The sequence below is a fragment of the candidate division KSB1 bacterium genome (assembly GCA_034521575.1).
Lineage (GTDB): Bacteria > Zhuqueibacterota > Zhuqueibacteria > Residuimicrobiales > Krinioviventaceae > JAXHMJ01.
On the sequence record JAXHMJ010000005.1, the window covers coordinates 1,700,693 to 1,714,054 of the forward strand.

10 protein-coding genes and 1 tRNA gene are annotated in these 13,362 nt (G+C 48.6%); 5 read left to right on the forward strand and 6 right to left on the reverse strand.

The features are described 5' to 3' along the window. Positions 1-115: 115 nt before the first annotated feature. Together U5R06_20640 and U5R06_20645 are read right to left on the reverse strand one after the other, a co-directional pair. Positions 116-637, reverse strand: coding sequence for a hypothetical protein (locus tag U5R06_20640; protein MDZ7725154.1), 522 nt, complete (start codon positions 635-637; stop codon positions 116-118). A gap of 103 nt (positions 638-740) precedes the next feature. Further along, complete coding sequence (locus tag U5R06_20645) at positions 741-2,513, reverse strand: SLC13 family permease (protein ID MDZ7725155.1); 1,773 nt, start codon at positions 2,511-2,513, stop codon at positions 741-743. 276 nt (positions 2,514-2,789) lie between these two features. Here U5R06_20645 and U5R06_20650 point away from each other — a divergent pair. Continuing rightward, positions 2,790-2,861 (forward strand) — tRNA-Gly (locus U5R06_20650). A 126-nt stretch (positions 2,862-2,987) separates the two neighbouring features. Beyond that, entirely contained in the window at positions 2,988-4,052 is a 1,065-nt protein-coding gene (locus U5R06_20655) for a SpoIIE family protein phosphatase (protein MDZ7725156.1), read from the forward strand. A 150-nt stretch (positions 4,053-4,202) separates the two neighbouring features. Here U5R06_20655 and U5R06_20660 read toward each other — a convergent pair whose 3' ends face one another. After that, entirely contained in the window at positions 4,203-5,654 is a 1,452-nt protein-coding gene (locus U5R06_20660) for a metallophosphoesterase (GenBank protein ID MDZ7725157.1), read from the reverse strand. Positions 5,655-5,736: 82 nt separating this feature from the next. Here U5R06_20660 and epsC point away from each other — a divergent pair, with 82 nt between their 5' ends. Both epsC and U5R06_20670 read left to right on the forward strand, forming a co-directional pair. Beyond that, positions 5,737-6,642 carry a serine O-acetyltransferase EpsC gene (gene epsC, locus U5R06_20665; GenBank protein MDZ7725158.1) on the forward strand — a complete coding sequence of 302 codons (906 nt, stop codon included), beginning with the start codon at positions 5,737-5,739 and terminating at the stop codon, positions 6,640-6,642. Between the two features lie 114 nt (positions 6,643-6,756). After that, positions 6,757-9,378 (forward strand): DUF5916 domain-containing protein, encoded by a 2,622-nt coding sequence (locus tag U5R06_20670; protein ID MDZ7725159.1) that lies wholly within the window; start codon positions 6,757-6,759, stop codon positions 9,376-9,378. On the opposite strand, the gene U5R06_20675 is transcribed toward U5R06_20670, so the two are convergent. From U5R06_20675 to U5R06_20685, 3 genes are all read right to left on the reverse strand, one after another. Beyond that, a complete protein-coding gene (locus tag U5R06_20675) occupies positions 9,298-10,074 on the reverse strand; it encodes a cohesin domain-containing protein (GenBank protein ID MDZ7725160.1) in 777 nt (258 codons plus the stop codon). The two genes, U5R06_20670 and U5R06_20675, sit on opposite strands and share 81 nt — an antisense overlap. Before the next feature lie 175 nt (positions 10,075-10,249). Continuing rightward, positions 10,250-10,678, reverse strand: coding sequence for a hypothetical protein (locus U5R06_20680; protein MDZ7725161.1), 429 nt, complete (start codon positions 10,676-10,678; stop codon positions 10,250-10,252). Between the two features lie 420 nt (positions 10,679-11,098). After that, a complete protein-coding gene (locus U5R06_20685) occupies positions 11,099-11,794 on the reverse strand; it encodes a cyclase family protein (GenBank protein MDZ7725162.1) in 696 nt (231 codons plus the stop codon). A 100-nt stretch (positions 11,795-11,894) separates the two neighbouring features. Between U5R06_20685 and U5R06_20690 the strand changes: the two genes are divergently transcribed. Beyond that, the gene (locus U5R06_20690) at positions 11,895-13,319 is read left to right on the forward strand and encodes an MATE family efflux transporter (GenBank protein ID MDZ7725163.1); all 1,425 of its coding nucleotides are present in this window, start codon (positions 11,895-11,897) and stop codon (positions 13,317-13,319) included. The last annotated feature ends 43 nt before the right edge of the window (positions 13,320-13,362 follow it).

Genomic DNA, 13,362 nt, shown 5'->3' on the forward strand with positions numbered 1-13,362 from the left:
CACGGATATTTACCTCCAAAAAAATTAAAACCAAATCCAAAACCGCCATGAATTCAGCGGCCACAAGCACCTGTTCGCGCTTTGGCACGATGCGGCCGCTGAAATGGAGTCCTGCTTATAGCCTCCCGAGGGGTCTCCTAATAACACGAATATCGTCAATCCACACAGTGCCCTGGCCGTTGACCACCAGATTAAACTCAACGCTGTCCGGATTTTCACCTTCCTTGAGATTAAACAGGATCGCCCGCTGGACCCAGTCCGTATCCCCGGTTAAGGGATTTTGTAACCCCCGGGAAAAATAGCGGCCTTTTTCAGGAAACACACACCACATTTCCAGGTAGCAATTCCCCTGCAGGTCGCGGGTGCGCAGCTGCGCCTGATACACCAGCCTGGCATTCTCAACGTCGATATCCCCGGCTTTGTACAATGGAACCACTGTTGTGTCTTCAACAGTCACCCGGAGCGCACCGTTTCCATCCGCCGTGACCGAGGTATCCAGTTCTACATTCTCAGAGGTAAGCAGGTTGTCCAGATTATCGACCGGGTAGTGTTTTAATTCCCGGACAGGAGATGCCTGTTCGCCGCAGGCAAACGATAAAGTTAGAACCGTGACAATGCAATACAAATACTTGCGCATACGTCCTCCGCTGTTTTAGTTGAATGGATTGATTCTGCGTTAAAATTTCTATTACTAAAACAATAAAACAGGCATGAAAATTCAAACACAACCAAAACAAGGCTTAAAAATAAAAATGATACACCAGCCAAATGGTAACCACACCCACCAGCAGATTTAAAATAACGCCAAGTTTCATAAAGTCGGAGAACCGGTATCCGCCGGCTGAATAGACCATGAGATTGGTCTGATATCCGAGCGGCGAGGCAAAGCAGGTGGAAGCGCCCAGGGCCAGGGTGATGAAATAGGGCCGCGGGTCACCCGGCATTACTTCGGCAATCGACAGCACCACGGGAAACATAATGGCCGCCACCGCATTATTGGTAATCACCCAGGTAAAGCTGCTGGTCAGCAAAAACACCCCCGCGATCACACCCGCCGGACCGAACACATCCAGCACACCCACGATGGTCTGTCCCACGAGTTCGGACAAACCGGAATTGGAGATGCCTTTGGCGACCCCGAAAGAACAGGCGATATACAGCATCACATTCCAGTTGACATTTTCCCTGGCGTCTTTGACGCTGAGGATTTTAAACAGGATCATAAGACTCGCCGTAATAGCCGAACCCAGGATAATGGGCACCACATTCAGTGAAGCGCCCAACACCATGAGCAGGATCAATCCCAGCGCCAGATTGCCCTTCCACCGGGGTTTTTCATAAATATCCAGACTGCGCGATACCAGGGCGAAATCGCGGTCGTGGTAAAAACGCTCTTCAAATCCGTGTTTGGCCAGAATAAACAGGGTATCGTTCGGCTGAAACACAATATCCCCGACCTTTTTATCGATACGACTGCCCGCCCGGTGAATGGCCAAAATAACGCCCTGATAGGTATCGCGGAAATTGCTGTCGCGCACGGTTTGGCCGATCAGCCGCGAGGCGGATGAAACCACGGCTTCGTAGGTTTTCAGCTTGTCCGAATCGACATTTTTCAGATCAAATTCCAGATCCCGCACCACATACAATCCCGGCGTTTTCTGCAGTTCATAAATAGTTTCGGGCAACCCGGTAAAAAACAACCGGTCTTCCGCCTGAACCATCTCGTCCGGCGCCACAGGCGCAATAACTTGTCCGTCTCTGGAAATCTGAAACAAGAACAATCCTTCCAGATGCCGCAAATTGGCATCCTGAACGCTTTTGCCCAGATGCGGGTATTCCTCGGAGACTTTCATCTCGACGACAAATTCACGGGTTTCTTCTCCGAGTTTGGCGGTCAGTTCCTTGCGATTCGGCAGTAAAACGTGGCTGAACAAACTCAACACAATCAGGCTGATCACAGCCACCGGCACACCCACGCGTGTCAACTCGTAGAACGAGAATCCTTCCAGACCTTTTTCCAGCAACAGACCGTGAATAATCAGGTTCGTGCTCGTACCAATCAACGTACACATACCGCCGAGAATCGCGGCATAGGAAACCGGGATTAAAAATTTTGATGAGGACAGATTGTTTTTTTTCGCCCAGTTTTTGATCACCGGAATCAGAGAGGCGACGATGGGGGTATTGTTGAGAAACGCGGAAAACCCGGCAACCGCGGGCAACAGGCGCAAATACCGAAACACCACCGGAGTGGACCGGCCCCCCAGCAGCTTGACAATGCTTTTTTCAAAAATCCCCGAAGCCTGCAGTCCGGCGCTGACAATGAACAAAAATCCCACCGTGATCATACCGGTATTGGAGAACCCTTCAAACGCTTCATCAATGGTAATGACATTGCCGATCACCAAAAGCAGCAAAGCAACAAAAATCAACAGGGAAGGCTGATACACATCACGGATCAGTCCGATGATCAGCAAAACAAGAATGGCAGCTGTAAAATAAAGTTCAAACATGGTGTTGTTCAGAGCGCTTCTTTTCTTTTATTCGCGTCAGAATAAAATACTGGTTTTTATATTTAGATGCAACGGGTATTCGAACAGCAGAATCAGACCGGATATAAAAACAGGAGCAAGGTTCCCAGAGTCAGCGCCTCTTCCCCGACCTGTACGATCGCTTTTGATAAAAAAGACTGCAAATCTGATAGATTCATGATACCCTCACATTCTGTTGACACAACATTAAAAAAACCTTGATTTTTCTCCCGAAATTCAGTAACATTCTAAATTAAAGCGGGAGTAATTCAGTGGTAGAATGCAAGCTTCCCAAGCTTGACGCCGCGGGTTCGACCCCCGTCTCCCGCTCTATGACCGAAAACATAGAGCTATGTTTTCGGTTTTTCTGTTTTGACAGGGCCACTGCAATATAATTATCCCTGTCATCCAGATCAATAATTAACTATTCCGATTTTAAAGGATTTTGTTGAATAAATGTTAAACCCAAAAGAATTTTACAGACGTCTGGATGCATTGTTGGCAACCATCCGTATCGAAAAATCGGATGGGAATTTACTGCCCAATATTGTAAAAACGCTGGTCTCCAATTTTAAAGACACCCTTCAAATCGATAAAGGGCGAATTTATGAACGACGCGCGAGCGAGCTTGTTCTGGTATACCCCAAATTGCCGGCGGAAGAAAGCATGTATGCCACCCGCATCCCCGTAGACACGCCCATCATCCAGATGGCGATCACCAATCGCAGTTATATTTACGATCAGCCGCCGTTAAACACTGCGTTTTACAACAGCAGCAAGAAAACTCCGGATATGTGTACGGCCATTTGGGTTCACAATCAGGATAAAGAATGGATGCTGGTCTTTTCGCTAAAGGAAGGTTGGGTGCGAGAAGAGATCAGTCTGTTTTTAAATTCAGTGCGCACCTCTATTAACTACCGTATCTTTACTGAACTCATGGAAGACCGGCTGGCACAGGCGCAAGAGATACAAAAGAGTCTGCTCCCCAAGAACAAATTTCAAATCGAAGGCTATGAAATTTTCGGGCGGTCGCAACCTGCAGAAATTGTCGGCGGTGATTTTTACGATTATTTTGAATATGAAAAAGACTTTTTTGGCGTAGCCCTGGGAGATGCCAGCGGACACGGTATTCCCGCGGCGCTGCTGGTCCGGGATGTGGTGATCGGATTGCGTATGGGGCTGGCCATGGAAATGCGGCTGGTGCAGACCGTCAAAAAACTGAATACAGTCATTCAAAAAAGCACCTATTCAACCAATTTTGTTTCCATGTTTATTGGTGAGGTGGAACAAGACGGTCACGTTTTTTATATCAACGCAGGGCACCCGGCGCCGTTTTTGATCAAAGACAAGGAAAGCGTGGAACTGCCGGCCACGGGCATCACGCTCGGATTTTTGCCGGACATCCCGTTGTCGCGTTCTCATATCCATATGCCGCCGTCCAGCATTCTGGTCATGTACTCGGACGGTATCATTGAGCGCACCAACGAAGCCGACCGAACAGTTTTGGGTACAAACGTCTGAGAAAACTGGCTGAAAAACACAAACAAAAAACAGCCAGGGAAATTGTTGATTTTATTTTCGATACGGTATACGAATTCGGCAACCGCACCAACTGGGACGATGACGCAACCGTGGTGGTTTTGAAACGCTCCGCGGTTTCTGAGGACAAACCTACTTTAACTCAATCACGGTGATCTCCGGGGGGCAGAACAGGCGTATGGGTACCCATGCGGTCCCCAGGCCCCGATTCACATACAAAGTTGTGTTGTTTTCCTGAAACAATCCCTGAGAATACATGCTTTCCATTTTATTCCGCCATACCACCGGCGATCCGACAAACGGCAGCCTGATTTGTCCGCCATGCGTATGTCCGCTCAGCTGCAAATCCACGCTGCTTTCCCGACTGTATTCAAAGGCTTTGGGCGAGTGTGCCAATAAAATTTTGTAAATTGACACTGAAATTTGATCCGCCATGACAGGCACGGCCTGCTCTTCATAATTGAAATCAATCCAGCGGGCGGGCTGGGTGCCGCGCTCATAGCCTTCAAAATCGGAACCAGCCAGGGTATCGCCAGCCTGATCAAGTATACGCACATCATCAAACTGATTAATGCCCTGGCCGGCGCTCCAAAACCCGACGCTTCCTCCGTTCAGGCGGGTGATGGATGTATCAAACGCCGAAATGGCCCATTGCTCCGGCTGTTGTTCGCCCTCCGGCCAGATCACCGCGTTGATCCGGGTTTGACCGGCCGTATGTGTTACACGAATTTTGAACTGATACCAGGTTTCAGCATGGACAGACAACGTCTGAACCGTCTCCCCCCACACCCGGGTATTATGAGGAGACAAAACAAACTCATCCTTGCCGGCACGCCTGCGGATGCGGTAAAAATGATCAAAGCCCTTGTCCATTTGTGAATAAAACGTGACGCCGATCCCGGACCAGTTTGGATTGAACTGACGGAATCGACCGTAAACCGTATAGTTTTTCCATGACTGATCAAATCGCATCACATGAGTATATGAATTACGAGATTTGGCATTGGTCTGCAACACCTGATTGTCACGATCTGTGTTGATCCAGAAATCCGATACATCTTTCAATTCGGGGTCATCCACGCCCAGAAGCGCCAGGGAATTCCCGTTCACACTAATTCGTTTGATCCGGTTGGACAATACAGTAACACCAATCCGCTGCATTTCCTTCAGCAACAGATCGCTTTTTTCCTTATCGTTGCTGATATCGTTATTACCGCGGCACAGATAAACACCGTCTTTGGCCTGCAGGGTTTCCATAAATTTAGAGACATGCGCCAGGGTGGTTTCAAAATCATTTCCTGTGTTTTCCCAGAGTTCCCGTTTTAAAAACAGATCTCCGGTCACGGCAATGATATCCGGACGCAGGCTGTTTACTTTTTGCACAATTTTTTTTTCAAAGGACGATAGCCTGTAGATGTGTAAATCCGAGATATGCACAACCCTGACCGGGTGTTTGATCTTTTCAGAGTCGATGGAAATCTCTTCAACAGAGATACCCGTTCGTTCAAACACAAAACCATAAACCAACGCCCCGGCCACAATCAAAATCAACAAAAGAATAGTAATCATAACAGGTTTTTGCATCTTTGCTTCCTTTTTCGTATTTTCTGGACACTCAATGTATCCCTATTCGCGCACATTTGCAATCATTTTTTCAGAGGGTAATATGTCAAATATCGGTCAAAAGCTTTCCAATATATCAGAAGAAATCGTCGAGACCTATGAACGGCACGGTGGCATCAACCGGATCGACGGTCAAAATCTGCCGAACAATGAACTTGTGGTTGAAATATTGGACACTTTTCTACACATCTTGTTCCCCGGTTATTTCGGATCGCGCGTACCGCCGCGTTCCAATATGCTGTTTTATGTTCAGAGCATGATCGACCGTCTGTTTTTAAGCTGTGTGGATGAATTTCAGCGCGCCTGCCGCTATGCGGAATCAACGGACAACTATGACGGTGAAATTTCTCAGGATACCTGTGAAGAAAAAGCCTTTACTCTTATATCATCCATACCCTATATTCGCGGTATGTTGAAACTCGACACCCTGGCTGGTTTTGAAGGCGATCCGGCGAGCAAAAGCGTGGAAGAAGTGATCTCCTGCTACCCGTATTTGTATGCCGTATCCACATATCGTATCGCCCACGAAATATACAAAATGGGGTTGCCGCTCATTCCGCGTATTATGACCGAATGGGCGCACCGGCGAACCGGCATCGATATTCACCCGGGCGCTGTCATCGGAGAACGTTTTTTCATCGACCATGGCACCGGTGTTGTCATTGGTGAAACCTCGGACATCGGAGACCAGGTCAAAATTTATCAGGGAGTTACCCTCGGAGCGCTGAGCATTCCGCGCAATCCCGACGGCTCGATTGTCAAAGGCGGCAAACGTCATCCTACGGTTAAGGATAATGCGACCATTTACGCCGGAGCCACAATTCTGGGTGGAGAAACGGTTATCGGTGAAAACAGCGTCATCGGCGCCAATACGTGGATTACCGCCTCGGTTCCGCCGAACACGCTGGTGACGTTTCAGGAACAACAAAAATACAGAAAGCTGGAGTGATATAACGACAATCCCGGCTGCGGTGTGGCCCAGCACAGCACCCAAATCCCTTTATGAAACTCTGTTTTGATCTTTTCGTATACCGAGCTAAACAGAATAAAATGGAGTTTCAAATTGAAGTTAATCACCTGTATACTCATTTCCCTGCCTGTTTTTATTGGTGCAAGTCCGCATTATCACAACTCGGGTATCGAACTCACTGCCACCCGGGTATCGGAAAGCATACAAATCGACGGAAATCTGTCAGAAACGGTTTGGCAGCACACCCGGACCGATCTGCAGTTTTTACAGCGCGAACCCGAGGAAGGTTCACCCTGTTCAGAATCGACAGACATTTATATTGCATTTGATGAACATTCATTATATATAGCCGCCCGGCTTTACGACCGCGCACCGGATTCAATTGTTTCCCCGGTCGGCCGGCTTGATTCAGACACTCCTTCCGATCTGTTCGGTGTGTTTATTGATCCTTACCACGACCACCGCAGCGGATACTATTTCGGCGTGAATCCCGCCGGCACCCGGTTTGACGGCACCTTGAGAAATGACGACTGGATGAACGATTCCTGGGACGGGATCTGGCAGGCCAAAGCCCGCATCGATTCTGCCGGATGGACTGCTGAGATGCGCATTCCATTCTCCCAGCTTCGCTTTAAACAATCCGGTCAGGATGTATGGGGAATCAATTTCAGACGCGATATTGTAAGAAAAAATGAAAAAGCCTATCTGGTGTACTCGCCCAAGAACAGCAGCGGCTTTACCTCGCGATTTCCGCATCTGTCCGGCATTGAAGGCATTTCCAGTCATCATAACATACAGATTACCCCCTATACCCGGACCAAGATACTGCAGGGCTATAGCTATCGGCAGAATCCGCTTATCGATCAGGGAATCAACTCTCCGGCCGCCGGATTTGACTTGCAATATGCGTTGAATTCGAAACTCACCATGAATCTGACTGTAAACCCTGATTTTGGCCAGGTGGAAGTGGATCCGGCCGTGGTGAATCTGTCCGATTTTGAAACGTTTTTCCGGGAAAAGCGTCCGTTTTTTGTGGAAGGGTCTTCCACCTTTTTATTCGGATACGGCGGATCGAACAGCCATTGGGGGTTTAACTGGAGCACACCGGATCTCTTTTACAGCCGGCGAATCGGCAAACAGCCGTACGGCGGACTCCCGGACAATGATTATGAAAAAATTCCGGATGCCACAACCATATACGGAGCCGGCAAAGTCACCGGCAAAGTGGGAAAAAACTGGAATGTAGGAGGATTGTATGCCCTGACGGCCCGGGAAAGCGGGGAATACCGAATTGACGGCACTCTGCACCACCAGACTGTCGAACCCCGAACCCATTTTGGCGTGGCACGGGCGCAGAATGAAATCCAGGAGGGTCGATACGGGATTGGATTTATCAGCACCGGCACCCGTCGGCAGTTTAAACATTCAACACTAAAAGACGAGATGAATCAGGAAGCCTATACGCTGGGAATTGACGGCTGGGCCTTTTTGGATGCTGAACAAACCTGGGTGGTTTCCAGCTGGCTGGCCGGTTCGCAGGTTTCCGGTACAAACGAACGACTGCTCGACTTGCAGACCAATTCCACACATTATTTTCAACGTCCCGGCGTCTCTCATCTCTCTGTGGACAGTTCAGCCACCCGTATGAGCGGTATGGCGGGTCGGGCGCTGCTGAACAAACAAAAAGGAAATTTTTTACTCAACAGCGCTATCGGTTTTGTCTCGCCCGGTTTCGAGGTCAATGATATGGGATTTTTGTGGCGGACCGACATGATCAATGCACATGTCGGCGCCGGTTACAAATGGACAACACCCGGGAACTATTTTCGCGAGCTGTGGGTGATCGGCTCTGCCTTTCAAACGGTTGATTTTGGCGGACATTTGATGGCCCGCGGAATATGGGGCACAACGGATATCAAATTGCTGAATTATCACAATATTTCAGTAACCGGATTTCATGTATTCCCGACACTCGACAATCGGCTGACACGCGGCGGACCGTTGAGCAAATCCCCCTCCGCCCGCTATCTGGAACTTGGATACCGAACCGACAATCGCAGAAATCTGGTTCTGGGATTATCCACTGACCTGTCGACCGGCAGAGCAGAACAAAGCTATTCGCTTTCAGCGGAAATGACCTATAAATCGGCAAAAAGTTTTTCACTGTCGCTCGAACCTGAAATCACCTGGCAGCACCGTCATGCCCAATGGATCGACGAGTTTCCCGATCCCCAGGCCGAGGCGATGTTTGGAAACCGCTATGTGTTCGGTGAACTGGATTACACAGAACTGAGCGCAGACATCCGGCTGAACTGGGCTTTTTCTCCGACACTCACCCTGCAGTTGTATGCACAGCCCTTGATTTCGCACGGTGATTATCATCATTATAAAGAGCTCGCCCGACCGGAAACGTACGAGTTTTACGAATACCAATCGGATGAAATCAGTTTAAAAGACGGTGATTATACGGTTTCTGCAGGCGAGACCTCGTTCTCATATTCAGACCCGGATTTTCACTTTAAATCATTCCGGGGCAATGCCGTGTTACGCTGGGAATACCGTCCCGGCTCGCGTTTGTACCTGGTCTGGACACAGGAACGAAGCAATGACCGCTATTATCAGGATCTGCAGTTTTCAAATTCTTTTGAAAGGCTGATGCGAGACTCGGCGGACAATATATTTATGATAAAAATGACCTACTGGCTGAATATCTAAGTTGCCTCCTGCAAAAGGCGCAGAGTTAAGGTCTGCGCCTTTATTAATTAACCACCACAATGCACCCCAGATTGACAACAGGTATCCGTTTGAGTCACTCCTGTCATAAACACCCAGTGTTTCTTCAACATCAGGATCATTAGAGATTGTAACGGAGACGCGTCCGCTTCTCAACGCCTGCATGCGAAGGGTTGTCAGGTTACCGTTTCCGGAAACAGCGGAGGCTTTGGGTGTAATTTCCACATCATGGATCAGCAGCCCCTCTGTATCCGTCAATTGTACCGTGATATCACCGGCATTTTGTTTTAAAAAATGTTTATCTTTTTCCGCAGATCGAAACGAGAGAATATTCGGATCAAATTCAATCCGGGTGACTGCTTTATAAAATTTGGTCTGCATCGCCCGAACCGCCACATCAAAACTCACGCTGTCACCGGCCTGTACATCCTGAGTGGACGGTGTCGATATGACAGCCGGGGTTACAAATTTCAAAGATAAATACAAATCTATTTTTTCTCCGGACCCTGCCGTGATGGTTGTGTCTCCTTGCATGATCACACGTGAATCTTTGTATACATCTGCCAGGAAACGAACCGGGATACCGGATGGAATCGTAAGTTGAGTATCCGCTCTTGCCCCCTCAAACGGCAATGTTAAATGCAAGCTGTCTTTTTTATGCAAGACGCGCAAATTCATGCTATCGACCAAAGACAGGGACAATGAGTGTCCCGAACTCTCACGCAGTGACAGGGAGAACGACAGTTTTTTATCAGCGACAGGTGGAATTCGGACTTGAACAGCGCAAAAATACCAACAGGGTACCAAGACAGATTATGGATATCATTGTACGTATCATTCAGATCATTCCTGTTTAATCCCAATCCACATGTAAATTAACGGTGGCCGCTTTTTTCTCGTCGTCACCCGACATGAATACGACAACCAACCCTCCGATGACAGCCGTCCCCAGCCAAAACAAAGGCCGTTTATAAAATGCTTTGGATTCGTCCCCGGTCTGAGGCGGACGAAAATTTTGATACAGTCTTTGATATGCTTCCTGAGAGACAAAATGAGTTTTATGAGACACACTGGCGGTCTGACCGTTAACGGCAGTCGCTGTAATCTGGTATTTTAGGGTATCCAGCCGGCTGTAGTAGGATTTCAAGCGAGCGCCGTACGTAAATCCACGTCGAACCACCCGGACCTGATTTTGCAGCACATATCCGCGTTCTCCGTTTGCATGGGTAACCAGGTAGTAGTACTTTGTTGTTTTATCAACAACAAGCTTTTCCCCGGTCATGACCCGGGCCACGATATTGGATGAAGGCGATGGTCGTCCGGAGAGTGTGAGCGCCTGCAGGGGCTGGACCGGCGCCAGGAACCGGATGCTTGGGCGGTATGCGATTCAATTGTCCGTGCACCGTTTTTCCGGCTACTGACAAAGCGAGCGTAACAGACTGTAATTCCGGTTTTTCACTGACTCTTGCCTGGATCATCAGGGGGTCTCCACGCTTTCCGACAATGACCGGCTGGTGACCAATGAGTGGTTTTTCATCATTCTGTCCTGCCCTCAGATGATCGACAAAAACAGGGATAAAAATCATGTAACAGGATACCCACAGGCATAAAATGACACGGGATATTATTATCAGCGTGTTATGACCTTTCATTGCCATCCTATATTTTTGCAACTCGTACGAACCTGATTATACAACAGAAATCATGCCAAAGTAGACACGGCCAAAACGCGACACGGCACGCCGGTCCCGCCTTTGACTGCAACAGCGCCGATGATCAGAGTAAACTCTTTATCAGTAAGCAAATTCAGCCGGGTCAGGTTTTCCAGGTGAAAGACATCATGTTCGGCCAAATACCGATTCACAATAAAATCCGCATCCCCGGCGCCAATATCCGGTGCGTCCATTCCAACACCATGAATCTCGCGTTCAACAAACAATTCTGCAGCATCCGCTGCGATTCCGGGCAGCATAGGCTTTTGCCCGGTTCCCATACAAGTAAACTCCCAGTACTGATCCCAACCGGTATGAACCAGTACCACACTTTCGGCTTTGATTCTGTTGTGCTTTTGCTCCCAGTCCCGGACCATATCCGCAGTCAGTTGAAATCCCTTGTAAAACTCCGGGTACTGAACCGCATGAACACACACAGCAGGCCGGATTAAATCAGCAACCGGCAATTGATCCAGGGTTATGGCATTTGACACATAGTGAGCCGGCACCCCGATATGCGTCCCTGAATGTTCAGCCATTGAAATCCGATTCATTCGGAATCCATCCTGCAGTTTTGTCCAGGGCTGAATCTGCACAGGCGGATCACCCGGCCAGACAGGAACGGATTCGGACAACGGATGACTGCAGTCGATGACTTGCACGATATCTCTCTCCCGTTGGTTCATAACCTCCTGCCGTTTAAATTAACCGGCAGCTATGATATACAATTAATATAATGAAAAATACGGATTTTTTTTGTATTTTCAAGGCATTTAAGGAATGACGATGAAAGAAGATATCGTAACAGATTCAAGCCTGGAATGGCATGGAAATCCCGAGGTCTCGACCGTTTTGCCCGCGCCCGAGCAAGTGGACAATGTGCTGTCTCTTCCCCTCAAACAGGCTATTTTTAAAATATCAGGCCCGGCCATCGGTTCCATGCTGATTATTATGGTTTTCAACCTGATCGACATCTGGTGGGTCAGTAAACTGGGCGCCGAGGCGTTGGCCGGCATCAGCGCAGCGTCTTTTATTCTTTGGGCTCTGCAGGCACTGGCTACACTGGCAGGCACGGGAATCAACTCTCTTGTAGCCCGCTACATCGGCTCCGGGCGGCGCAGTCATGCCTCTACCTGTATCGGACAGGGACTCTTGCTGACTGTGTTGCTTTCCGTGGTTCTTACGCTACTCGGCCTCATCTTTCAGAAATCTATCTTTACAAAAATGGGCCTGGAGGGTATGATCTTTCAGCATGCGATTGACTATCAAAGTATCATTCTTTACGGCCTCTTTGCCATATTTACAGCGTTTGCCGTTGATTCAGCATTCAGAGGCACAGGTGATACGCACACCCCTCTCAAAGTCATTGCAGCCGGTTTGACCCTGAATATGATTCTGGATCCGCTGTTGATCTTTGGTTACGGTCCTTTTCCGGAACTGCAGGCCGGAGGTGCCGCCCTGGCGACTGTCATTGCACATTTACTCATAGCCGTCATCCTGATTTTTCTCCTGCCCCGCCGGTCCTTGCATATTGCGATTCACTGGAAACGGCACTCCCTGGTTCATTTTCCAATGCTGAAACGGATCATACACATCGGTTCTCCTATTGCATTCAATGGCGTCATGTTCTGTCTGAGTTACATGATACTGACCACCATCATTACAGATTACGGATACAATTCTCTGGCCGCTCTCGGCCTTGGGCACCGCATTGAAGGAATATCCTATAATATGTCGGTGGGATTTTCATTTGCCGCCGCGACTCTGGTCGGACAATATCTGGGAGCCAGGCGCCCTCGCACAGCAGAAAAAGCCGCATGGCTCTGTGTATTGTACATCTCTATTATTTTGGCAATTTTAAGTATTGTTTTCTATTTTTTCGGCAGCAGTCTGATTCGGTTGTTCATCAGCGATCCTGCCGTGATTGCAGAAGGAGCGGACTATTTAAAGATCATTGCCATTTTCGAAATTTTCCTGGGATTCGAAATTGTGCTCGAGGGTGCATTCGGCGGTGCAGGAAACTCACTCCCTCCCATGATGATTGCAGCGCCCCTGACCTGGCTCCGGATTCCGCTGGCCCTGTTTCTTGCCGGCACACTGGGATGGGGCAGTACCGGAATTTGGTGGGCAATATCCCTGACGACCGGTCTAAAAGGGATAATACTCGGGTTCTGGTTCAAACGAGGACGCTGGATGAAGCAAACCCTATAAGTGAATCATTTTGACACAGTGTCTATTTTTAAAGCAATCAAAT